This window comes from Melissospora conviva (genome assembly GCF_049523535.1).
Classification (GTDB): domain Bacteria; phylum Actinomycetota; class Actinomycetes; order Mycobacteriales; family Micromonosporaceae; genus Melissospora; species Melissospora conviva.
Window position 1 is genome coordinate 40,327 of sequence record NZ_JBLLDT010000011.1, and the last position, 23,732, is coordinate 64,058.

A 23,732-nucleotide genomic window follows, 5' to 3' on the forward strand; every position below is an offset into this window, starting at 1 on the left:
GTCCCCGAGACACGGGAGCAGAATGATGACCGAGGGACGTTCGTTGCCCGACACCGCCATCGCCGTCGTCGGGATGGCCCTCCGGGTTCCCGGCGCCGACACGCTCGACGAGTTCTGGCGTAACCTGCGCGACGGGGTGGAGTCCGTCACCACCCTCAGCGACGCCGACCTGATCGCCGACGGTGTCACGCCGGAGGAGTTCAACCACCCCGGCTACGTGCGCTCCCTGGGGGTCGTCGCCGACCCGGCCGGCTTCGATGCCCGCTTCTTCGGCTTCTCGGCCCGCGAGGCCCAGATGCTCGACCCGCAGCACCGGATCTTCCTTGAGTGCGCCTTCCAGGCGCTGGAGCACGCCGGGCACCCGTTCGACGCGACCGGACCGGTGACCGGCGTGTACGCCGGTGTGGGGGAGAGCTCGTACCTGCTGCACAACCTGTTGCCCAACCTGGATCTGGTGGCCCGGGTCGGCGCCTTCCAGACCTCCATCGGCAACGACAAGGACTTCGTGCCGACCCGGGTCTCGTACAAGCTGAACCTGCACGGTCCCAGTGTCAGCGTGCAGACCGGCTGCTCCACGTCGCTGGTCGCGGTGCACATGGCGGCCCAGGCACTGCTTGCCGGGGAATGCGACGTCGCGCTCGCGGGCGGCGCCACCGTGATCGCCCGCCGCCGCGGATACCGCTACGAGGAGGGCGGCGTCCTCTCCGCCGACGGCCACTGCCGCGCGTTCGACGCCGGCGCGAGCGGCGCGGTCGCGGGCAGCGGCGCAGGTGTCGTCGCCCTCAAGCGACTCTCCGACGCGCTCGCCGACGGCGATGTCGTTCATGCGGTCATCCGGGGCTCGGCGATCAACAACGACGGCGCCCGCAAGGTCGGCTTCACCGCGCCGAGCGTGGACGGCCAGGCCGACGTGATCGCCGAGGCGCTCGCTGTCGCGGCTGTCGAACCCGGCACGATCGGCTACGTCGAAGCGCACGGCACCGGCACCCCGATGGGCGACCCGATCGAAGTGGCCGCGTTGAAGAGCGTCTTCCGCGGTGTCCCGGCCGGGCGGGTGGGGCTCGGCTCGGTCAAGACGAATGTCGGGCACCTCGACACGGCGGCCGGCGTGATCGGCCTGATCAAGACTGTGCTGGCGCTGTGTGCGCGGGAGATTCCGCCGTCGCTGAACTTCCGTACGCCCAACCCCGAGCTGGGGCTGGACGACAGCCCGTTCCACGTCGTCAGCGCCCGTACCCCGTGGTCCGGCCCGGTTCTTCGCGCCGGAGTCAGCTCGTTCGGTATCGGCGGAACCAATGCCCACGTGGTGCTGGAGGAGGCGCCCCCCGCCGTGCCGTCCGCCGGTGGCCGCCGCCGGCAGGTTCTGCCGCTGTCTGCGGCCACCCCCACCGCGCTCGACGCGGCTGCCGCCCGGCTCGCCGCGCACCTGCGGTCGCAGGTGGACGTGCCGCTGGCCGACGTGGCGTACACGCTGCAGAAGGGGCGCCTCACCCTGTCGTACCGCCGGGTGGTGGTCGGTGCCGACCCGGCCGAGGTCGCCGCGGCGCTGGAGACGGCGGTGACGCCGGCCGGACCCGAGAGCGGCAGCGAGCGGCAGGTGCTGTTCACCTTCCCCGGGCAGGGCGCGCAGCGCACCGGCATGGGGCACGCTCTGTACGCGACCGAGCCGGCCTTCCGCGCCGAGGTGGACCGGGCCGCGGAGCTGCTGGAGCCGCTGCTCGGCGAGGACCTGCGTCGTCTGTTGTACCCCGCCGATGACGAGCGGGCTGCCGCCGAGGAGAAGCTCCGTCACACCCGGTACGCACAGCCGGCGCTCTTCGTCGTCGAGTACGCGCTGGCGAAGCTCTGGGCGGCGTGGGGCGTGCGCCCGGCGGCGATGCTGGGCCACAGCATCGGCGAGCTGGTGGCCGCCTGCCTGGCCGGGGTGTTCCCCCTGCCCGATGCGCTGCGCCTGGTCGCGGCGCGGGGCCGGCTGATGCAGGCCGCCGTGCCCGGGGCGATGGTGGCGGTGCCGCTGCCCGAGGCCGAGCTGGTGCCGCTCCTCGGCGACGGCCTGGATCTCGCGGCCGTCAACGGGCCCCGGCAGTGCACCGTCGCCGGAGAGCCGGAGGCCGTGTCGGCGCTCGTGGAGCTGCTTGGTCGACGCGGAGTCACCTCGAACCGGCTGGTCACCTCACACGCGTTCCACTCCCGCGCCATGGACGCCGCAGCGGTCGCGTTCGAGGCGGAGGTGGCCCAGGTACCGCGGTCTGCCCCGCAGACACCCTGCGTGTCGAACGTGACCGGCACCTGGATCACCGACGAGGAGGCGACCGACCCCACGTACTGGGCCCGCCAGCTGCGGTCGCCCGTGCGTTTCGCCGAGGGCCTGGAGACGCTGCGGCCTCTCGACGCGGTGCTGCTGGAGATCGGTCCGGGGCAGGTGCTGACCCGTCTCGCCGGGGGACCGGCCGCCCGTGCCGTCGCCTCGCTGCCGTCGGCCCGCCGTGACGCCGACGCCGAGACCGAGCTGCTCACCGCCGTGGGAAGGCTCTGGGAGCTGGGGGCCCGGGTCGACTGGGCGGCACTGCACGGTGACGTCGCGCCGCAGCGGACGCCCCTGCCGACGTACCCGTTCGAGCGGGAACGCTGCTGGGTCGATCCGCCGCGCGGTGGCGTCCCGGCCCCGGCGGGCGCGGACGGGCTCGCCGTGCGCGGTTTCCGCAACGCCAGCGTCACCGGGCCGGCGGGCACGGCGGCCGGTGTCTGGCTGGTCGTCACCGCGGGCCTTCCGGACGAGCTGGCCGGCCAGCTACGGCGGGCCGGCGTCGCGCCGGTCACCGTCGACCTCGACCCGGCCACCGGCGTGCTCAGCCCGATGCCGGCGTCCCAGGAGCGGATCGCCGGTGTGCTGCTGGCCGCCGGTCCGGGCACCGCGCTGCCCACCCTCGCCGCCGTCGAGGCGGTTCTGACCGCACGTGGCGACACGTACGCCCGGATCGTGGTGGTCGCCGACGGCACGCTCGACGTCACCGGTGCGGAGGAGCTGGTGCCGGTGCGCGGCGGGCTCGTCGCGTGGGCGGAAGGCGGCACGCCGGGCACCCGGACCCTGATCGACGTGATCCCCGCGCAGGTCACCGCCGACCGTCTCGCCGCCGCGATCGCGGCGGAGATCCGTGCCGCGCGCCCCGAACCGGTCGTGGCGCTGCGTGGCCGGCACCGCTTCGTCCCGGACATCGCGCCCCCGCCGCCCGCCCTGCCGGAGCGGCACGCCGGTGCGCGGTACCTGCTCGCTGGGGAAACCGCGCTCGCCGCCGCGTTCCGGCGGGCGCTCGTCGCCGCCGGCGCCGGTGTCGACGATCTCGACGCCGGCCGGGACGGTGCCCCTGGCCCCGCGACCGCCCTGGTCGTGGTGGACGGCGGGGCCTCCGCCGATGCCGCCCTGGCCGCGATGGCCGCCGTGCGCCCCGGTGCGCCGGGTCCGGTCGCCGCCGTCGAGGTGCACGTACTCGGCGGCACGCCCGACACACCCCTCGCCGGCCGGCTCACCGCAGAGGTGGCCGCAGCCGGGCGCCGCTCCGTCGTGGACTGGTCCGCCTACCTGTGGCCGGCGGCCGGCCTGCCGACGGTCGAACGGACCGTGCCCCGGGTGGTGGCGGCCGTCCCGGGCTCCGGCTGCGTCCTGGTCACCACCCTCGACGAGGCCGAGGAGGGTGGGGCGGAGCCGTCCGGGCCCGAGGGCGCAGACCCCACGGAACGCACGGTGGCCGGGATCTTCGCCGACCTGCTCGGCGAGGTGGACGTCGCACCCACTACCGGCTTCTTCGAGCTGGGCGGGCATTCCCTGCTCGCCGCGCAGCTTGTCGCGCAGGTCGGCCGGGCCTGTGGGGTGAACATCCCGCTGCGTGCCTTCGTCGACGATCCGACGGTCCGGGGCCTCGCCGCCGCGGTCCGCGCCGCCCGGGCCGAGACCCGCGAGACCGGGCCGGAGGTGCTGCCCGCCGTCGTACCGGACCCCGCGTCGGCGCACCTGCCGTTCCCGCTGACCGACGTGCAGCAGGCGTACTGGATCGGCCGTACCGGGGTGTTCGAGCTGGGCAACGTCGGCATGCACGGGTACGAGGAGTTCGAAGTCCCCGAGCTGGACGTCCCGAGGCTGGAGCGGGCGCTGCGCCGTCTGATCCAGCGGCACGGCATGCTGCGTGCCGTCGTGCTGCCCCAGGGCGAGCAGCAGATTCTCGACGAGGTGCCGGACTACGTCGTGGTCACCGAGGACCTGCGGGGCCGGCCGGAGACCGAGGTGACGGCTGCCCTGGCGCGGACCCGGGCAGCGATGTCGCACCAGGTCTTCGTCCCGGACCGGTGGCCGCTGTTCGAGGTGCGCGCCACGCTCTTCGACGGCGGGCGGGGCCGGGTGCACTACAGCATCGACGGCCTGATCACCGACGCGTGGGCGTCGAACATCGTGATGCGGGAGCTGACCCGGCTCTACCACGAGCCGGAGGCGACGCTGCCCGAGCTCGAGCTGAGCTTCCGCGACTACGTGCTCGCCGCGAAGGCCGCCGAGTCGACCGACCGTTACCGGCGCGCTGCCGCGTACTGGCAGGAGCGGGTACCGACCCTGGCCCTCGCGCCGGAGTTGCCGCTGGCGGCCGAACCGCACACCATCGCCGCGCCGCGCTTCAGCCGCCTCACCGGGCAGCTGGCGGCGCACGAGTGGACCCGGGTCAAGGCTGCCGCGTCCCGTCGTGGTCTCACCCCCACCGCCCTCCTGCTGGCCGCGTACGGTGAGGTGGTGGCCACGTGGTCGAAGAGCCGGCGGTTCACTCTCAACCTGCCGATGGCCAACCGGTTGCCGCTGCACCCGCAGATCGACGAGATCCTCGGGGACTTCACCTCGGTGACGCTTCTGGAGATCGACGCCACGGAGGTGGTGCCCTTCGAAGCCCGTGCCCGGGCGGTCCGCGACCAGCTCCTTTCCGACCTCGACCACGGGATGTTCAGCGGTGTGCGGGTCACGCGGGAGCTGAAGCGGGTACGCGGTGACGCCGCCGCGGTGATGCCGGTGGTCTTCACCAGCCTCTTCCAGGGCGTCGGTGGGCATCCGCAGATCGGTGAGGTCGTTTACAGCATCTCCCAGACGCCGCAGATCTGGATCGACACCCAGGTGTACGAACTCGACGACGCGCTGGTGCTCGACATCGACGCTGTCGAGGGTCTCTTCTCCGACGAGATGGTCGCCGAGATGCACGAGGCGACGCTGACAGTGCTGCGGTGGCTCGCGGCCGACGAGGCGCACTGGTCCGATCCGGTGCCGTCGCTCGTGCCCGCCGCGGAGCTGGCCGCGCGTGTCACGTACAACCAGACCGGGGGGCCTCGGCCGGCAGGGTTGCTGCACGAGCCGTTCTTCGCCACGGCCACCCGGGTTCCGGAGCGCCCGGCGGTGATCACACCGACTCGTACGCTCAGCTACGACGAACTGGCGGGCCATGCGCGGGCGGTCGCCGGCCGGCTGGCCGGTCTGCGGCTGCGCCCGGACGAACTCGTCGCCGTGGTGATGGAGAAGGGCTGGGGGCAGTGTGCCGCCGTGCTCGGCGTGCTCGCCGCCGGGGCGGCCTACCTGCCGATCGACCCCGACCTGCCCGACGAGCGGGTCCGCCTGCTGCTGGCGCATGGGCAGGTCCGCGCGGTTCTCACCCAGGCGCACCTGGCGCACGCCGCAGCTGAGCGGTTCGGCGAGGTCGAGGTGGTGCGGGTGGACGAGTTGCCGGTCACGGCGGGCGCGCTGCCGGAGATCGCCACCACCCCCGCAGACCTCGCGTACGTCATCTTCACCTCCGGGTCGACCGGCCTGCCCAAGGGCGTGATGATCGACCACCGGGGGGCGCTCAACACCGTCGTCGACGTCAACGAGCGTTTCGGGGTCGGAGCGGACGACCGCGTCCTGGCGCTCTCCTCGCTGAGCTTCGACCTGTCCGTGTACGACGTGTTCGGCCCGCTCGCGGTCGGCGGTGCGGTGGTGATCCCGGAGGCGAAGTCGCAGCGCGACCCGGCCGCCTGGTACGACCTCGTCACCAAGGCCGACGTGACGATCTGGAATTCGGTGCCGGCGCTGATGGAGCTCTTCGTCGAGCACCTCGGCGTTCGCGAGGCCACCGGTTCACTGCGGCTGGTCCTGCTCAGCGGCGACTGGATCCCCGTGACCCTGCCGGACCGGATCCGTGAGGCGCTCGACGGGCCCGCGGTGATCAGCCTGGGCGGCGCGACCGAGGCGTCGATCTGGTCGATCATGTACCCCGTCGGGCAGGTGCCGTCGAGCTGGACGAGCATCCCCTACGGGCGGCCCATGCGGAACCAGACCTTCCACGTCCTCGACGACGCGCTGCGTCCCCGGCCGACCGGGGTGCCCGGCCAGCTCTACATCGGTGGCATCGGCGTGGCCCGCGGTTACCTGCGGGACGAGGCGCGGACGGCGGCGGGCTTCATTGTCCACCCGGAGACCGGGGAGCGGCTGTACCGCACCGGAGACCTCGGCCGGTTCCTGCCCAGCGGGGAGATCGAGTTCCTCGGCCGGGAGGACTTCCAGGTCAAGGTCCAGGGTTACCGCATCGAGCTGGGTGAGATCGAGGCCGCCCTCGTGGCGCACCCTGAGGTGCGCGGTGCGGTGGTCGTGGTGCAGGGCGAACCGCGCGGAGCCAAGCGGCTGATCGGGTTCGTCGTCCCGCGGGTACCGGGCGGTCTCCCGGCCGACCTGCGGGAGTTCGCCGCCGGCAAGCTGCCCGGCTACATGGTGCCGGGGGCCATCTACGAGATCGAGGAGCTGCCGCTGACGGCCAACGGGAAGGTCGACCGGCGTGCGCTGGTGGTGCCGGTCGACGCGCCGGAGTCGGAGGAGACGCCGTACACGCCGCCGCGCACCCCGCTGGAGGAGGCGGTCGCCGAGGTGTGGGCCGGCATCCTGGGAGTCGACCGGGTGGGCGCGTACGACAACTTCTTCGCCCTCGGCGGTGATTCGCTGCTGGCCATGCGGGCGGTGGTGCATCTGCGCAAGCGGCTCGACGTACAGGTGCCGATCCGGGTGCTCTTCGACAGCCCCACCCTGGAGGCCGTCGCGATCGCCATCGAGGACCAGCTCCTTCGCGAGTTGGAGGAGATGTCCGACGGTGAGGCGATGTCGCTGCTCTCCACCGACCCGACCCACTAGGAGCACGAGCCCGTGAACCCTACCGTGACACCCCGCGCCGCCGGCTGGCTCGCCGGCGGGCCGCGCCGTGCCGCCGCCCCCGCGGTCCGGTTGTTCTGTCTGCCGTATGCCGGGGGTGGATCCTCGGCGTACGGCGGCTGGCAGCAGCTGCTCGGCGCCGCCGTGGAGGTCTGCCCGGTCGAGCTGCCGGGCCGGCAGTCCCGTTGGCACGACCCGGCCTACTCCCGGGTGCGGCCCCTGGTCGAGTCCCTCGCGTCGGCGCTCGCCGCCGAGCTGGACGTGCCGTATGCCCTGTTCGGGCACAGCATGGGGTCGCTGGTCGCCTTCGAGCTGGCCCGTGAACTGAGGCGGCGCGGTGTGCCGCCGCCGCGGATCCTCTTCGCCGCCGGTGGGCCCGCGCCGGACCTGCGGCGACTGTCGCCGGACATCCACGACCGGCCGGACGCGGTTGTCGTCGACCGGCTGCGCCGGCTCGGCAATCTGGACGAGGAGATCGCGGCCGAGTCCGAACTGCTCGAGCTGTTGCTGCCCGCCATCCGCGCCGACTTCTCGGTCTGTGAGACCTACCGGTACGCCCCGGAGCCGCCGCTGGACTGCCCGATCGTCGCCTTCGCGGGCGACGAGGACCAGGAGGTGCCGGTCGAGCGGGTCGCGCCCTGGCGCGAGCACACGTCGGCGGCGTTCTCGTTGCAGGTCCTGCCGGGCGGGCACTTCTTTCCGATCTCTGCCAGGGACGCGATGCTGCGCACGATCCGCGCCACTCTCGGGGCGGCTGCCGGGTGACCATGGCATGACATCCGGAACGCGGCTTCCGATAGCCGCCGGAGCAGGTGCCCTCCGGCCCGTCCTGTCCTCCCTCACCCAGGGGCGAGGCCGAGGGCGTGCCGGCGGGACCGGCCCGGTGGCTCGCCGAGCATGTCACGGTAGCGGCGGGTGAAGTGCGCCTGGTCGGCGTAGCCGAGCTCCGCCGCCAGCCCCGCCAGTGACTCCGACGGGTTCCGCCGGAGCGTCTCGGCGGCGTGCTGCAGGCGGCGCCGTTCGATGAGCCACTTCGCGGTGACCCCGGTGCGTTCGGCGGCGCAGCGTGCGGTCGGCGACGCCGAGCCGCTCGGCGAGCGCGGCCGAGGTGACGATCGCGGGCTCGTGCTCCGCGACCTGGCAGGCGGCGTTGACCAGCCGTCCGGTCTCGTCGACCAGCTCCGCGTAGGGCAGCAGCCACCGTTCGAGCACCTCGACCACCTCACCGTCCGTGCCGGTGGTCATCAGCTCCCGGATCTCGCGCCACGGTCCGGCGGGCAGCGGCTCGGAGGAGTCGACGAGTTGCCGTGGGGGAGTGCGGGGGAGGGTGCGGGCGGCGGCGGGCTGGAGGAGGACGCCGACCACCCAGGACTTCCCGCACAGGTCACGGTTGCCGAGCTTGAGCGCCGGGCCGTGCAGGGCGGCCTCGGACGGCATGACCGCGATGTTGCAGCCGGGATACGTGAGCACCTGCTGGCGGCGGGTCTGCCCGCCGGGGATGTCCCACCGGCCGACCCAGACGTGGCGCGCGAGCTCGCCGAGCCGGTCGTCGACGGGGAGCCGCTGCAGGCGTACGTCGGGATCGCGGGGGTTGAGGTGGCCGCGGCACTCGGTCAAGGCCTTCCTCCTCGGCTGGCCGGGATGTTCAAGACACCCGGCCGGGACGCCGGGGAGGGTACGGTCATGACCACTTCATACGCCGCGGCCACCGGCCGTTTCACCACCGACGGGCGGCCGCACGGCCGGACCGCGCTGACCCCGTACATCGTCGTCGCGCCGGCCGCCGAAGCCATCGAATTCTATGCCGAGGTGTTCGGCGCGACCGTCGGTTCGGTCACGCGTTTCGACGATGTCGTGGCCCACGCCGAGCTGGACTTCGGCACCGGCTGGCTCACCCTCAGCGACCCGATCGCCGATTACGGCCTGATCGCCCCGGACCCGGCGGCCGGCGCGGTCTACTCGCTGGCGGTTTACGTGCCGCAGGTCGACGCCGTCGTGGAACGGGCGGTGGAGCGCGGAGCGACCTTGCGCGAGCCGGTGCAGGGCTTCGTCTCCGGCGACCGGTACGGCTCGATCCTGGACCCGTACGGGGTGCGCTGGTCGGTGATGACCTGGGTGGAGGACATCTCCGACGCCGAGAGCGCCCGGCGGGTCGCCGAGTGGGCGCAGACGCAGGCCGGTGGCTGAGGCGAAGACGTAACCGGAATCGAACAGGCTGTTTCAATTCATTGACCAGCGTCGCTGCGTGACCGCGGGGGGACCTCAGCAGACCGCACCGGAGAGCCGGGCCGTTTCGCGCCCGCGCCGGCCTGTCGAGGACCATGTCGAGCCGGGCGTGAGCCGCTGGAGGGCGCTGCTGCGGCTGGCCCGGCTGCAGTTCCTGCTCTACAACCTCCTGCCGGTGGGCCTCGCCGTCTCGGTCTCGGTCCACCAGGGCTACCCCCTCGACCTGACCTGGTACGCCGTCGCGCAGGTCTTCGCGTGGACCGTCCACGTCATGACCCACTACTGCAACGAGTACTTCGACCTGGAGGCCGACCGGGCGAACGTCTATTTCACTCCGTGGACGGGTGGCAGCCGGGCGCTGGTGGACGGCGCGGTCGCGCCAATCGTCTCGCTCGGCGCCGGGTTCGTGCTCTTCGGCGCGTCGATGTTCCTGGTGGCGGTCATGCCGTCCTGGCAGGCGCGGGTGCTCGCCACCGCGGCGGTGCTGTTGGCCTGGTTCTACACCGCGCCGCCGCTGCGGCTCAACTACCGCGGGGCGGGTGAGCTGACCGTCGCCGCGATCCTCAACGGCCTCTGGCCCGTCGTCGCCGTGGTGCTCCAGTCGGGCACCGTGCCGGTGCTGCTGCTGGTCGTGCTCGCCCCCACCGCGGTCCTGCAGGTTGCCCGGATGATGGTGATGAACCTCGGCGACCGCCGCTCCGACGAGCTGGTCGGCAAACGCACGCTGCCCGCCATCATCGGCTACCACCCGGCCGTACGCGTCGTCGTCGCCGCGCAGGTCGTCGCGTACGGTCTGCTCACGCTCCTGGCGGTGCTCGGCCGGCTGCCGTGGCCGGTCTGGGCCGCGATGGCGGCGACCGTGCCGCTCTCGGTGTGGCTCGCCCGGCAGTTGCTGGGCGGCGCGATGGCCGACCTCGATCCGAGGCGGATGACCCCGGTGGTCTTCTGGGCCTCCAACCACACTCCCTGATCGTGGCGGCGGCGATGCTGGGCGTGCTCCTGGACGCGGCCCGGCGAGGCGCCGACACCGGGGCGCTGGCGCTGCTCGGCGCGGTCCTCGCCGGCTACGGGGCGCTCTTCGCCCACCGTCTCTGGTTGGCGCGCCGCCGATGACGGTGTCGCCTGGTCACAGCGCGGTGAGCAGCGCGTCGAGCGGCCGGGGCAGGGCGTCACGGCCGGCCGACGCCTCGGCGAGCAGGCGGGCATGGCGCATGCTCCAGGTCCTCGACGCAGACGTGGAACCCGATCCGCTCCATGTCGGCACGGTCGCGGACCGAGCCGGGATGGAGGACGTCGAGCGCCCGACGGAAGATCTCCTCCTCGCGGAGGTCGCAGAGACCGGTGAGTCGCAGCCGGGGATGGTGGGGGCGCAGCCGGGTCAGGAAGTTGCCGATGGCGTGGGCCCCGCCGATCGGCACGATCACCACCTGCTCCGCCGTGAGGTCCCGGCCGCGGCACTCTGCGGCCGTTTCCAGGGCGATCTCGTCGCTGATGCCCTCGACGAGGACCACGGCCGCGGCGGACCCGACCTTCGACAGGGCGTGGGCGGTCGCCCGGATCGAGGCGGCGTTGCCGGCCGGCCGGGCGGCGGGTACCCGGGTAGTCGGTATGTCAGATTTCCCGGCCGGGACCATGGACGCCATCATCGGTGACGCGCCTGCGGCGGACAAGGACTTTCCCGCTGCTGCGACTCGGCTACCTCAGTGCGGGGCGAGCTTCCAGTAGCCGCCGAAGTAGACGCGCTCCTTGGCGATGCCGCGGTCGGTGCAGAGGTGCCGGCGGATGGTCGTGACCATCGAGGACTCGCCGGCGACGAAGGCGTACGGCGTGCCGGCCGGCAGCACCAACCCGTGCAGCGCCCGGATCAGCACGTCGCTCTCGCCCGCCGGGGTGTCGCCCCGGTGCACCCAGGTCAGGGTGGTGCCGGGTCCCGTGCGTACGTCGATCTCGTCCGCAGCCGTTCCCACCTCGATCAGCGCGATAGCGCGGGTGCCCGGCGGCAGCGCCTCGAGCGCGGAGGTGATCGCCGGCAGGGCGGTCTCGTCACCGACGAGCAGCTGCCAGTCGGTGTCGGCGGGCGGGGCGTACGAGGCGCGGTCGCTGAAGACGCCGATCCGGTCGCCGGGCGCGGCGGTGCGGGCCCAGGCGGAGGCGGGTCCGCCGTCGCCGTGCAGCACGAAGTCGATGTCGATCTCGCGCCGGGCGAGGTCGAGGCGGCGCACCGTGTAGTTGCGCACCACCGGACGCGACTGCTCCGGCATCGCCTGCATGGCCGGCCACCACTGCGCGGAGTCCGGCAGGTGCAGTTCGGCGCCGGGGGAGGGGGCGAGGAAGATCCGTACCATGTGGTCCGGGCCGTCGTAGCCGAAGCAGTCGAGGTCCGGCCCGCTCAGGGTGATGCGCCGCAGGTGCGGGGTGAGCATCCGGGTCGCGACGACTTCGGCGAGCATCGGTGGCTGGGTCCGCCGCGTCGTGGCCGGAAGGGTGCTGACGGTCATGATCTCGCTCCCTGCTGCGTTTGTCGCCCGCGCGATTCTCCCGGGACTTCTCGGTTAGGTTAGCCTGCCCTCAGCGGCGGCCGCAGCGGGACCGCGTGGTCGCCGGGTTGGCCGGCGATCACGATGGCGACGCCTCTCTTGAGCTGGAAAAGCCGTGTGTTAGCTTAGGCTTCCCTTACTAGTTACGGAGTCACGTTCAATGCGCTCACACCGCTTCCTGGCCGGGGCCGTTGCCCTCGCCGCCACGGTAGCGCTCGCCGCTTGCGGCGGGTCGTCCGAGACCGAGGAGACCGCCGCCGGCGACAGCTCCGCGTCGTTCCCGATCACCGTCGAGCACGCCTTCGGCACGACGACCATCGAGGAGAAGCCGGAGCGGGTCGCGACCGTCGCCTGGGCGAACCACGAGGTGCCGCTGGCCCTGGGTATCGTCCCCGTCGGGATGGCGAAGGCCAACTTCGGCGACGACGACGGCGACGGGGTTCTGCCCTGGGTCGACGCCAAGCTCAAGGAGCTCGGCGGCACCACCCCGGTCCTCTTCGACGAGAACGACGGCATCGACTTCGAGGCGGTCGCGGACACCAACCCGGACGTCATCCTCGCCGCGTACTCCGGTCTGACCCAGGAGGACTACGACACCCTCACCAAGATCGCTCCGGTCGTCGCGTTCCCGAAGGCAGCCTGGGCCACGGCGTGGCGCGACACCATCAAGCTGGAGAGCAAGGCGCTCGGCCTGGCCGCGCAGGGCGACGCGCTGATCGCCGACATCGAGAAGCAGATGGCCGACGCCACCGGCAAGTACCCGCAGCTGGCGGGGAAGTCGGCGATGTTCATGACGCACATCGACCCGACCGACCTGAGCAAGATCGGCTTCTACACCACCCACGACACCCGGGCGCAGTTCTTCACCGACCTCGGCATGACGGTCCCCGGCAGCATCGGCGAGCTCTCCGCCGGCACCGACAAGTTCGCCCTGACCCAGAGCGCCGAGCAGATCCAGGTCTTCGACGACGTGGACATCATCGTCGCCTACGGTGACGACCAGCTCCTCGCCGCCGCGCAGGCCGACCCGCTGCTGTCGAAGATCCCCGCGATCAAGCGCGGCTCGGTGGTCATGCTCTCCGGCGCCACGCCGCTGGGCACCGCCGCCAACCCGACGCCGCTGGCCATCTCGTACGTGCTGGACGACTACGTCGCGATGCTCGCCGAGGCTGCCGACAAGGTCTCATGACCCAGCTGGCCACACCGGTCGTGCCGGACGTCGCCGTGGTGCGACGTCCGGCACGCGTACGCCTGCTCTGGTTTCTCGTGGCGCTCGCGCTGCTGCTGGCGTTCATGACGGCGTCGGTCGCGTTCGGCTCCCGCACCGTCGGCTGGTCCGACATCCTCGCCGCGTTCGGCGGCGCCGACGAGACCATGGAACAGGCCGCGGTGACCAAACGGATCCCGCGGACCCTGCTCGCCGTCTGCGTCGGCGCGGCGCTCGGCCTGGCCGGGGCCGTCATGCAGGGCGTGACCCGCAACCCGCTCGGCGACCCGAGCATCCTGGGCGTGAGCATGGGCGCCTCGCTCGCCGTGGTCACCGCGATGGTCACCTTCGGCCTCTCCACGGCGACCGGCTACATCTGGGCCGCGATCCTCGGCGCCGCGATCGCGGCCGTCTTCGTGTACGCGGTCGGCTCGCTGGGCCGGGGCGGGGCCACCCCGCTCAAACTCGCCCTCGCCGGTGCGGCCACCTCCGCGGCGTTCACCTCGCTGATCAGCGCCCTCGTCCTCGGCCGCAACGACGTCGCCGGCGGCTTCCGGTCGTGGCAGATCGGCGGCGTCGGCGGAGCGACCTACGACAGCATCCGGCAGGTCCTGCCCTTCCTCGGCGTCGGCTTCGTGATCTGCCTGCTGTCGGCCCGGGCCCTGAACTCCCTCGCCCTCGGCGACGACCTCGCGGCGGGACTCGGCGAACGGGTCGCACTGGTGCGGGGCATCGCCGGGCTCGGCTCCGTGCTGCTCTGCGGCGCCGCCACCGCGGTCGCCGGCCCCATCGGCTTCGTCGGCCTGGTCGTCCCGCACGTCTGCCGCATGCTCGTCGGGCTCGACCACCGGTGGCTGCTGCCCTTCTCCGCGCTCCTCGGTGCGTCGCTGCTGACCGCCGCCGACGTCGTCGGCCGGGTGGTGGCCCGCCCCGCCGAGATCGACGTGGGCATCGTGACCGCCCTGATCGGCGCCCCCTTCTTCATCTACATCGTCCGGCGGCAGAAAGTGCGGCAGCTGTGAGCACCACGACCCTCGAGGCCGTCACCCGGGGCCGGGTCCGCCGTACCCGGCGCCGGCACGTCGTGCTCACCGTGCTCACCCTCGGCATCGTCGCCGCGTTCGCCGTGTCGTTGATGGCGGGGCGCACCTTCTACCCGCCGGCGGACGTGCTGGCGGTGATCGCCGGCGAGAACGTCCCCGGGGCCACCTTCACCGTGGGCACCCTGCGCCTGCCGCGGGCGGTTCTCGCCGCCCTGGCCGGGGCCTGCTTCGGGCTCGGCGGCGTGACCTTCCAGACGATGCTGCGCAACCCGCTCGCCAGCCCCGACATCATCGGCATCAGCTCCGGCGCGAGCGCCGCGGCGGCCTTCGCGATCGTCACCCTGCAACTCGACGAGGTCGGGGTCTCCGTCTTCGCGATCGTCGCCGGACTGGCGGTGGCGCTGGTGATCTACACCCTGTCGTTCAAGGACGGTGTCGCCGGCGCCCGGCTCGTCCTGATCGGCATCGGCATCGCGGCCATGCTCGACAGCTTGACCGCCTACGTGCTCAGCCAGGCCGCCGAATGGGACCTGCAGGCGGCGATGCGCTGGCTGACCGGCAGCCTCAACGGCGCCACCTGGCAGGAGACAGTCCCGGTGGCGGTCGCCATGACCGTGCTGGTGCCGCTGCTGCTGAGTCAGACCCGCAACCTCGCCATGATGCAGATGGGCGACGACACCGCCGCGGCGTTGGGGGTACGCGTCGAACGCACCCGGATCCTGGTCATCGTCGCCGCCGTCGGCCTGATCGCCTTCGCCACCGCCGCGACCGGGCCGATCGCCTTCGTCGCCTTCCTGGCCGGGCCGATCGCCGCCCGCATCGTGGGCCCGGCCGGCTCGCTGCTCGTGCCCGCCGCGCTCGTCGGGTCGCTGCTGGTGCTGGTCGCCGACTTCATCGGGCAGTTCGCCTTCGACACGCGCTACCCGGTCGGTGTCGTCACCGGCGTGCTCGGCGCCCCGTACCTGATCTACCTGCTCATCCGGACCAACCGCGCGGGAGGCTCACTGTGACCACCACCCATACCCTCGCGGTCGAGCACCTGACGCTCGGCTACGCCGACCGCGTCGTCATCGACTCGCTCGACCTCGCCGTGCCACCGGGCCGGATCACCGCGATCGTCGGCGCGAACGCGTGCGGCAAGTCCACCCTGCTGCGGTCGATGTCGCGGCTGCTGGCGCCCCGCGGCGGCCACGTCCTGCTCGACGGCAAGCAGGTGCACCGGCTGCCGGCCAAGCAGCTCGCCCGTACCCTCGGTTTGCTTCCCCAGTCGCCGACGGCGCCCGAGGGGATCACCGTCGCCGACCTCGTCGGCCGCGGGCGCAACCCGCACCAGCGGGTCTTCTCCCGCTGGAGCAGCGAGGACGACGCGGCGGTGGCGGCCGCCCTGGACGCCACCCAGACGGCGGAGCTCGCCGACCGGTCGGTCGACGAACTCTCCGGCGGTCAGCGGCAACGGGTCTGGATCGCGATGGCGCTGGCCCAGCAGACCGACCTGCTGCTGCTCGACGAACCGACGACCTTCCTCGACGTCAGTCACCAGGTCGAGGTCCTCGACCTGCTCACCGACCTCAATCTCACGCGCGGCACGACGATCGTCATGGTGCTGCACGACCTCAACCTCGCCGCCCGGTACGCCGACCACCTGGTCGCGCTCGCCGGCGGCCGGCTCTACGCGGCGGGGGAGCCCGCGCAGGTCCTGACGCAGGAGTGCGTCCGCACCGTCTTCGGCCTCGAAAGCCAGGTCATCACCGACCCGACCTCAGGAAAGCCGCTGATGCTGCCGATCGGCCGTCACCACGTCACCACCGGCGCGCAAACCGGCGTCGGCGTGAGCGTCGGTGGCTGACCGGATTCTCCGGCCGAATTAGGGCGGGCTAACCTGTCCGCTGACCGCTGGGAGGACACGGCTCGTGTACACACTCTTCTTCTTCGTTCCCCTCGGAACCTGACGCTCGTGGCATCCGAGGAGGTCACCGCGGGGTCGGTGCTGCGCCGTGCCCTGCGCCGTCACCGTGGCCGGGTGGCGGCCGGCACCGCGCTGCTCTGCACACACCAGGCCGCCGAGGCCCTCGTCCCGGTCGCCATCGGCGTGATCATCGACCGGGCGGTCGCCACCGGCGACGTCCGGGCGCTGCTGCTCTCCCTCGCCGGCCTCGCCGCCCTCTTCACCGTGCTGGCACTCGCCTACCGCACCGGTGCCCGGCTGACGTACGCCGCGGTCGAGCGGGAGGCGCACGCCGTACGGGTCGAGATCGCCGGCCGCGCCCTCGATCCGCGCGGGCACCGCTCCGGCATGCGCGACGGGGAACTGCTCTCCGTCACCGCCTCCGACGCCGAGCTTGCCGCGGCGGTCGTGCGGATCGCGGCGCTCTGCGCCGCGGCGGTCACCGCGCTGGTGGTCGCCGCCGTCGCGCTGCTCGTGGTGGACATCCCGCTCGGGCTCGGCGTACTGATCGGGGTGCCGCTGCTGGTCGTGGCCCTCAACCGGATGGCACCGCTGCTCACCCGGCGCAGCACCTCCCAGCAGGAAGCCCTCGCCGGCACGACCTCGCTCGCGGTCGACCTCGTCACCGGCCTGCGCGTGCTGCGCGGCATCGGCGCTCAGGCCAACGCGGCCCGCCGGTACGCCGGCGCCAGCCGCCACGCCCTCGACGTCACCCTGCGCGCGGCCACCACCAAGGGGCTGCACCTCGGGCTCACCACCGCGGTCAACGGGCTCTTCCTCGCGGTCGTCGCCGGTGTCGCCGGCTGGCTGGCGCTGGAGGGCCGCCTCACCGTCGGTGAACTCGTCGCCGTCGTCGGGCTCGCACAGTTCGTCGCCGAACCCGTGCAGACCCTGGGTTACGGCATCCAGCTCTTCGCCATGGCCCGCGCCTCCGCGCAGCGGGTCGCCCGGGTGCTCGGCGCCGCGCCGCTGGTCCGCCCGGGGGAGGCCGGCGCGCCCGCGCCGAGTGCCGCCCGGCTCACCCTCGACAATGTCGGTCACGCCGGACTCGACGGCGTCAACCTGCGCGTCGGCGCCGGCGAGGTGCTGGGGGTGCTCGCCTACGACCCGGCCGAGGCCGAGGCGCTGGTGGCGGTCCTGGCCGGCCGGGTGCCCCGGGAGGACTACCGGGGCACGCTGCACGTCGACGGTGTACCCGCCGAGGAGCTGCACATCGACGCCCTGCGTGGCGCGGTACTGGTCGAACCGCACGACGTGGCGCTCTTCGAAGGGACGCTGCGCAGCAACCTCGCCGCCGGTGGCGCCGGCGACGAGGCGGTCCTGCTCGGCGCGGTACGCGCAGCGGCCGCCCAGGACGTGCTCGCCGCGCACCCGCACGGCATCGACCGGGTGCTCACCGAACGCGGCGCGAATCTCTCCGGCGGGCAGCGGCAGCGCATCGGGCTGGCCCGGGCGTTCGCCGCGGATCCGCCGGTGCTGGTGCTGCACAACCCCACCACCGCGGTCGACGCGGTGACCGAGGCGCTGCTCGCCGACGGGCTGGCCGCGGTGCGCCGGGCGGGGGAGCGCGGCACCGTGGTGATCACCAACAGCCCGGCCCTGCTGCGGATCACGGACCGGGTGGCCGTGATCGACGGCGGACGGGTCGTCGCCGAGGGCCCCCACGAGCGGCTTCTCGCCGACGACGCCCGCTACCGGGAGGAGGTCCTGCGGTGACCGACCAGCCGAACCTGACCGACGTGCAGTCGCGGCAACTGCTGCCGATCGCCACCGGCCGGCAGACCTGGGCCGCGCTCCGCGCCGAATTCGCCGCGCTGCCCGGCCTCAGCACCGTCGCCGCCGTCCTGCTGGTCGCCGCGGCGGCGACCGGGCTCGTCGCCCCCTGGGTGCTCGGCCGGCTCGTCGACGACGTGATGGCCAGATCCGGCACCTCGGCGATCGTGACCTGGGCGGTCGTCATCGCCGGCGCCGCCGTACTGGCCGGTCTGCTCACCGCGGCCGGCGCGGCGGTCACCGCACGTCTCGGCGAGACCGTGCTGGCGCGCCTGCGGGAGCGGGTCCTCGACCGTGCCCTGCACCTGCCGTCGGCGACGCTGGAGCGGGCCGGCACCGGTGACCTGGTCGCGCGCGCCGGCGACGACGTGGCAGTGGTGACCAATGTGATCACCACCAGTGGGCCGACCTTCCTCGGCGCGATCCTCTCCATCGTGCTCACCGCGGTCGGGCTCTTCGCCCTCGACTGGCGGCTCGGCCTCGCCGGGCTCGTCGCGACCCCCGCCTACGCGCTGGCGCTGCGCTGGTACCTGAAGCGCTCCGTCTCCTACTACGCCCGCGAGCGGGTGGCGACCGGTGAGCGGACCCAGGCGATGGCCGGGGCGCTCCGTGGCGCGCCGGCCGTGCGCGCGTACCGGATGGAGGACGCCCAGGTGGCGGGGATCGCGCAGCGCTCCGTCGCGGCCCGGGACCTGTCGTTGGAGATCTTCAACCTGCACACCCGGTTCGGGATGCGGGTCAACCGCTCGGAGTTCGTGGGGCTCGCCGCGGTACTGGTCGCCGGTTTCCTGCTGGTCAGCGACGACCTGGTCACCGTCGGCGCGGCAACCACCGCGGCGCTCTACTTCCACCGCCTCTTCAACCCGATCGGCCTGCTGCTGCTCCAGTCGGACGCCGTGCTGCAGGCCGGGGCGAGCCTCGCCCGGCTCATCGGCATCACCACACTGCCGGACTCCACGTCCGAGGAGCCATCCGGGCCGGCCGGACCGGGCACGCCGCAACCCGCCGGGCTGGAGGTGGTCGTCGCCGAGCACCGGTACGACGACGGGCCGGTCGTGCTGCGGGACGTCACCCTCCGTCTCGCGCCCGGGGAGCGGGTCGCCCTCGTCGGCGCCAGCGGTGCGGGCAAGAGCACCCTCGCCGGCCTCGCCGCCGGCACCATCGCCCCCACCAGCGGTGCGGTGCGCCTGCGCGGGGTGCCCCTGACGGAGCTGGGCGAACACCGGGTCCGTCGCGAGATCGCCCTGATCAGCCAGGAGGTGCACGTCTTCGCCGGCACGCTCGCCGAGGACCTGCGCCTGGCGAACCCGGACGCCACCGACGCCGAGCTCACCGCCGCTCTCGACCTGGTCGGCGCGACCGACTGGCTCCGCACCCTGCCCGACGGGCTGGCGACCTGGGTGGGGGAGGGCGGACGGCAGCTCACCGCCGCGCAGGCGCAGCAGCTCGCCCTGGCGCGGCTCGTCCTCGCCGACCCGGCCGTCGCGGTCCTCGACGAGGCGACCGCGGAGGCCGGCAGCGCGGGCGCGCGCGACCTCGACCTCGCCGCCACCGCGGCGACCGCCGGGCGCACCACGCTGATCGTCGCCCACCGGCTCAGCCAGGCGGCGACCGCGGACCGCATCGTCGTCATGGAGCACGGGCAGATCGTCGAGCAGGGCACCCACGACCAGCTGCTGGCGGCCGGCGGCGGATACAGCCGCCTCTGGCGCTCCTGGAGCACGCCCGCGCTGGCGGGCACGGCAGGCCACCAGAGCGAGGGGTAGACCAGGGACGCATCACCCGGGGTACGCCGCTCTCCGGACTCCCGAACGTGGCCGCAGGGGGACAGGCCGGAGAATCGTCAGCGGATCAGGAAGCGCAGATCGCGCACAGTCTCGGAGATGGTGATCGGGCTGAGGTCGGCAAAGCCGGCCGTGTCCTCGGCGCGGGGACGACGGGACCAGGCCGGACCCTCCGGCGGCATGCTGGTCGTCCACACCTGCACGCCCGTCAGATGGACGTCCTGGTCCGGTTCCTGCCAGTGGTAGCCGGGGGAGTACCGGATCGCGACGGTCCGGTTCCCGGGCCAGTCCCGCAGCAGCGCGTCGTAGTCGTCGCTGAATCGCCAACCGCGGGCGGTCAGCGTGAAGAGCTTCCGGCTTGCGACGGACTTGTCGGCGAACGAGCCCGGGCTGGTCAGTGTCTCCTCGGCCTCGCGGCGGCCGATCAGCTCCCGGGTCAGCTGGGCGAACGGCTGAACGACGGCGTAGTGGTCGAAGAGGGCCGTCCATGCCGCCCGGTCATTGGCGAAGTGCCACGGGTGTGCCACTCCCACCGTCGCGGCGCCGTCGAGCGCGAAGGCCTTGTCGTCGATGTCGGCGAGGGTACGGTCCTCGGCCACGCGGAACGCCGTCACCGCCGCTCCCCGCTCGTCGAAGGCACCCCAGAGCAACCGACGCGTCAGCTGCCACGTCAACGGGTGCGCGACGAAGAGGCGTTCGAATTCCTCAGCGGTCCAGCGTCGCTCGACGACCATCGCCTCTTCGAGGGCCCGGAGGCGCTCCGCGACGATGTTCTTCACGTCCTTCTTCATCGCAGTGAACCGCCGATGGGCGGCGGGCGCCAGCGTGGCGTCGTCCGCAGCCGCCGGCCGGGGAAGCCGGGCGAGCCGCCCGCCGTCCTGGTCGATGACGTACGGCTGGAGCCGCTCGTCGAAGCCCACGGTGAACTTCCGGGTGCCGTAATCGAGCGTCGTGCGGCCGGTGGAATCGAGGCCGAGATCCGCAACGATCCGGTCAGCCAACTGTGCGGGATGCAGCCCACGGGCCACCGCGACGTCATCGAGCCGCGCCTGCGCGAACTGCCGAAGGCCCTTGGTCTTCGCCTGGCGCGTCAACCGGTGCAGATGCATCAGGGCGCCGTCGGATCCGATCGCGGCGAGCACCTCCATACCGGTACGCACCCGCATGCTTGCCTGCCCCCAGGAGGGGAAGAGCGAGGTCAGTGCCGGCACGACACTGTCGTCGCCGAGCAGCGCCAGCGCCACCATGGCGAACTTGTTCTTCGCCGGGTACTGCGCCGCCTGCCACTGTTCGAAGACCGTCCAGGCCAGCGCGGAGAGGGTGTGCGGTTCGCAGGCTGCGCGCACCTCGGCGATTCCGGGGTGGGGCGCCGTGATCTTCGAAACGGCGACGAGCGCGCACAACCGGCGTACCGCGTCCTGGGAGAGCACGTCACCGCCGGCGCGCAGACTCACCGCGGGGAGCGTCGCGATTACCAGCCAGTCCGGGAGTTCGGGAACCCGGATGGGCTGCCCGTCGGGCCGGTGCGGAGAGCCGGTGAGCACCGGCAGCGTCGCGCCCGCCGTGGCATCCGCGCCGGCCTGTTCGGCGCTCGCGACGATCGCCGCCAGATGGGCCCGCGCCGCCGGGTCGAGTTCCGGCAGCGCTTCCGCGACCGCCTCCGGATAGGCGAGCACATGATTGCGGAGCAGTTCCGAGACGGTGGTCGCGGCATCGCTGCGCGCGTGGTCGGCGGACTTCGCGAGCAGTACCCGTAGCGCGAGACGCCGGTCGCGCTTGGCCGCGTTCAGCAACACCGGGCGGACGTACCTGCGCTCGGCCCGGTCCACCAGGTGACCAAAGGCCTCCTCGGTCGGGATCGCGGCCAGCGCGGTGACGACACGCTTCTCGTCGTCGGCGGTGTCGATGCGCAGGTTGTGCTCCCAGAAGACCGGAGAATTCTTGTCCAGCAGCCCCGCCCAGCCCGCGCCGATTCCCGCACCGCCGCTGTCCAGGATCTCCTGCGCCCTCGCGCGTACCGTCTCCGGCAGCGAGGCGGCCGAGAGCAGCCGCGGATTGGTCAGCACCAGCGTGCCGAGCAGATCCCGGTACAACGCCGTCTCGTACGGATTGGCGGCTAGTTGCTCGTCGCCCCACTGTCGGTACACCGGCTCCGCGGCCTCCAGCTCACTGAGGATCCGCAGCGCCCGCACCGGATACCGCGACAGCGCCCCGGACTTGAGCAGTGCCCCCGGGCGTACGTTCGACAGACCGATGGTCTGCCGGCAGAGCAGCCGGAACGCCTCGTCGGTGGGAGTCAGCGACAGCATGCGGATGGCGTCGGGGCCCAGTTGCCCGCGGAACTCCCACTTGCCGTAGTTCAGGTCAAGGAGTTTGAGATAGAACGGCTCGGCCAGGACCGGCGCTGCGGCCAGTCCGACTCCGTCCAGGACGGTGCTCACCGCCTCGTCCGACTTGCCCCACAGCAGCATCGAGGTGATGTTGTCGCGCAGCAGCTCGAGGTGAGAAAGCGTGCCGGCAGCAAGAAGAAGCATCTGGCTGAGGTAGAGGTGATGATCCCGCGTCCCGTCTTCGCCCTCCGGAACGGCCATCCAGCCCGCAGCCGCGGCGCAATCCTCGTCGACCCACGCCAGCTGGGTCGGGACCAGGTACGACGTGACCATCCGGCCGAGCGGTGACGTGCGGTATCCGCCGAGGATTTCGCAGGCCCTCGCGTACTCGGCGTCGGTGGCGGTTGCCAGGCGGATTCGGAGCGTGCGAGCCACCGGGAAGAGACACGCGCGGTCGCTTCCGCGCCACAGGCTCTCGTAGGTGCGGTGCGGTGCGGGCGCGATCGACCAGAGAGAGCCGTCGACCAGGAGCCGGGCCAGCTCCCCGACGAGCCGGGCGGAGAACTCGATCCCGTGCCGGGACACCCACAGATTGGCGACGTCCGGCGGACCCTCGAGGCAGCCGCCGACGAGCAGGATGGCCACCGCGGCCCCGAGCGGGTTCGCGTCGTCGCCGGGATCGTCAGGTCCCTGCCAGCTGCGCAGGTAGCGTTCGCCCTCCGCCAGGAGCCCCGGATCGAACACCATGTCGCGTTCCGAGGCGCGCGCCAGGATCGCCGGCAGCAGGTCCGACCTCAGCCACTCACGAATCTTCTCGGCGGCTTCGGGCGCGGGAACGCGCTCGGGCGCGGGGTGCCCGCCCCGGCGAGGATGCAGAGCCTGGCGCCACGCATCGGGCAGCACCCAGGTGTCCTCGTCCGGCAGCACGAACTTGCCCATGAAATCTCCTGTGGTCGATCAACGGCGGCCAAAGGCTAGACCACGCGTACGACACGATCGCGGGATGCGCCGAGTCGGCGGCGGGCCTGCCCGGGTGGTTGGCCGCTGATCTCGCGGTGGCGGTACTTCGACCTGGAGGCCGACCGGGCCAACGTCTACTTCACCCCGTGGACCGGCGGCAGCCGGGCACTGGTGGACGGATCGGTCGCGCCGGTCGTGTCGCTGGGTGCGGGTTCGTGCTCTTGGGCATGTCGACGCTGCTGCTGGTCGTCCTCGCGCCCACCGCGCTTCTGCAGGTGGCCCGGATGATGGTGATGAACCTCCGCGACCGCCGCTCCGACGAGCTGGTCGACAAACGCACGCTGCCCGTCATCATCGGCTACCAGCCGGCCGTACGTGTCATCGTCGCCGGGCAGTTCGTCGCGTACGGCCTCCTCACGCTCCTGGCGGTGCTCGGCTGGCTGCGGTGGCTGACCGGGGCCGTGGCGGCCGGCGGACCGGACGACAGATCCGGCCTGCCCCGAGGTTGCCCGGGCCGGCGAGCGTCGCAATAGGGCGAGGGCTTCTGATGGAGCTTGTGTGACCTCGGTGGTTTTGCCTGATTGGACACCGCCCGCGGCCTATGCCCGCGGTTGCGGCCACCCCTGTCCCGACCTGCGGGAACGTTGGCCCTTTCCGGTAACGGTCAGGTCACGAGGTATTCCGTGACCTGCGCTTTTGTCGGTACCTTCCCAGCCACAGGTAAGA

Annotated in this window: 16 protein-coding genes and 1 pseudogene; 12 read left to right on the top strand and 5 right to left on the bottom strand. The window is 72.6% G+C overall.

The window, feature by feature from the left end:
- Positions 1-25 precede the first annotated feature (25 nt).
- Positions 26-7,183 carry a hybrid non-ribosomal peptide synthetase/type I polyketide synthase gene (locus ACK8GG_RS20090; protein ID WP_440356996.1) on the top strand — a complete coding sequence of 2,386 codons (7,158 nt, stop codon included), beginning with the start codon at positions 26-28 and terminating at the stop codon, positions 7,181-7,183.
- A gap of 12 nt (positions 7,184-7,195) precedes the next feature.
- A complete protein-coding gene (locus ACK8GG_RS20095) occupies positions 7,196-7,966 on the top strand; it encodes a thioesterase II family protein (protein ID WP_440351077.1) in 771 nt (256 codons plus the stop codon).
- Positions 7,967-8,040: 74 nt separating this feature from the next.
- Here ACK8GG_RS20095 and ACK8GG_RS20100 read toward each other — a convergent pair whose 3' ends face one another.
- Both ACK8GG_RS20100 and ACK8GG_RS20105 read right to left on the bottom strand, forming a co-directional pair.
- A complete protein-coding gene (locus tag ACK8GG_RS20100) occupies positions 8,041-8,427 on the bottom strand; it encodes a helix-turn-helix domain-containing protein (protein ID WP_440351116.1) in 387 nt (128 codons plus the stop codon).
- A 73-nt stretch (positions 8,428-8,500) separates the two neighbouring features.
- Positions 8,501-8,818: pseudogene (locus tag ACK8GG_RS20105) on the bottom strand (DUF6597 domain-containing transcriptional factor); the annotation flags it as partial.
- 66 nt (positions 8,819-8,884) lie between these two features.
- Here ACK8GG_RS20105 and ACK8GG_RS20110 point away from each other — a divergent pair.
- The 3 genes from ACK8GG_RS20110 (at position 8,885) to ACK8GG_RS20120 (ending at position 10,540) form a co-directional block, all read left to right on the top strand.
- Positions 8,885-9,388 carry a VOC family protein gene (locus ACK8GG_RS20110; protein WP_440356997.1) on the top strand — a complete coding sequence of 168 codons (504 nt, stop codon included), beginning with the start codon at positions 8,885-8,887 and terminating at the stop codon, positions 9,386-9,388.
- A 148-nt stretch (positions 9,389-9,536) separates the two neighbouring features.
- Positions 9,537-10,397: a prenyltransferase gene (locus tag ACK8GG_RS20115; protein ID WP_440351074.1), complete on the top strand. Its 861-nt coding sequence runs from the start codon at positions 9,537-9,539 to the stop codon at positions 10,395-10,397.
- A 2-nt stretch (positions 10,398-10,399) separates the two neighbouring features.
- Complete coding sequence (locus tag ACK8GG_RS20120) at positions 10,400-10,540, top strand: hypothetical protein (protein ID WP_440351073.1); 141 nt, start codon at positions 10,400-10,402, stop codon at positions 10,538-10,540.
- A gap of 56 nt (positions 10,541-10,596) precedes the next feature.
- Here the strand turns inward: ACK8GG_RS20120 and ACK8GG_RS20125 are convergent, their stop codons facing one another.
- Entirely contained in the window at positions 10,597-11,061 is a 465-nt protein-coding gene (locus ACK8GG_RS20125; protein WP_440356998.1) for a TOPRIM nucleotidyl transferase/hydrolase domain-containing protein, read from the bottom strand.
- A 66-nt stretch (positions 11,062-11,127) separates the two neighbouring features.
- Positions 11,128-11,925: a siderophore-interacting protein gene (locus ACK8GG_RS20130; RefSeq protein ID WP_440356999.1), complete on the bottom strand. Its 798-nt coding sequence runs from the start codon at positions 11,923-11,925 to the stop codon at positions 11,128-11,130.
- Positions 11,926-12,124: 199 nt separating this feature from the next.
- On the opposite strand from ACK8GG_RS20130, the gene ACK8GG_RS20135 reads away from it, so the two are divergent.
- The 6 genes from ACK8GG_RS20135 (at position 12,125) to ACK8GG_RS20160 (ending at position 19,698) form a co-directional block, all read left to right on the top strand.
- Positions 12,125-13,153 (top strand): iron-siderophore ABC transporter substrate-binding protein, encoded by a 1,029-nt coding sequence (locus ACK8GG_RS20135; protein ID WP_440357000.1) that lies wholly within the window; start codon positions 12,125-12,127, stop codon positions 13,151-13,153.
- A complete protein-coding gene (locus tag ACK8GG_RS20140) occupies positions 13,150-14,193 on the top strand; it encodes a FecCD family ABC transporter permease (protein ID WP_440351069.1) in 1,044 nt (347 codons plus the stop codon). The genes ACK8GG_RS20135 and ACK8GG_RS20140 overlap by 4 nt, the downstream gene beginning before the upstream one ends.
- Complete coding sequence (locus tag ACK8GG_RS20145) at positions 14,190-15,224, top strand: FecCD family ABC transporter permease (protein WP_440353246.1); 1,035 nt, start codon at positions 14,190-14,192, stop codon at positions 15,222-15,224. The genes ACK8GG_RS20140 and ACK8GG_RS20145 overlap by 4 nt, the downstream gene beginning before the upstream one ends.
- Positions 15,221-16,060, top strand: a complete 840-nt coding sequence (locus tag ACK8GG_RS20150; RefSeq protein WP_440351067.1) for an ABC transporter ATP-binding protein — start codon at positions 15,221-15,223, stop codon at positions 16,058-16,060. Before ACK8GG_RS20145 ends, ACK8GG_RS20150 begins: the two co-directional genes overlap by 4 nt.
- Before the next feature lie 108 nt (positions 16,061-16,168).
- Positions 16,169-17,875 (top strand): ABC transporter ATP-binding protein, encoded by a 1,707-nt coding sequence (locus tag ACK8GG_RS20155; protein WP_440357001.1) that lies wholly within the window; start codon positions 16,169-16,171, stop codon positions 17,873-17,875.
- Positions 17,872-19,698 carry an ABC transporter ATP-binding protein gene (locus tag ACK8GG_RS20160; protein WP_440357002.1) on the top strand — a complete coding sequence of 609 codons (1,827 nt, stop codon included), beginning with the start codon at positions 17,872-17,874 and terminating at the stop codon, positions 19,696-19,698. Before ACK8GG_RS20155 ends, ACK8GG_RS20160 begins: the two co-directional genes overlap by 4 nt.
- Before the next feature lie 77 nt (positions 19,699-19,775).
- Here ACK8GG_RS20160 and ACK8GG_RS20165 read toward each other — a convergent pair whose 3' ends face one another.
- On the bottom strand, positions 19,776-22,985 hold the full coding sequence (locus ACK8GG_RS20165; RefSeq protein ID WP_440357003.1) for a DUF4132 domain-containing protein: 3,210 nt from the start codon (positions 22,983-22,985) through the stop codon (positions 19,776-19,778).
- Between the two features lie 236 nt (positions 22,986-23,221).
- Here ACK8GG_RS20165 and ACK8GG_RS20170 point away from each other — a divergent pair, with 236 nt between their 5' ends.
- Positions 23,222-23,539, top strand: a complete 318-nt coding sequence (locus ACK8GG_RS20170; protein ID WP_440353241.1) for a UbiA family prenyltransferase — start codon at positions 23,222-23,224, stop codon at positions 23,537-23,539.
- The last annotated feature ends 193 nt before the right edge of the window (positions 23,540-23,732 follow it).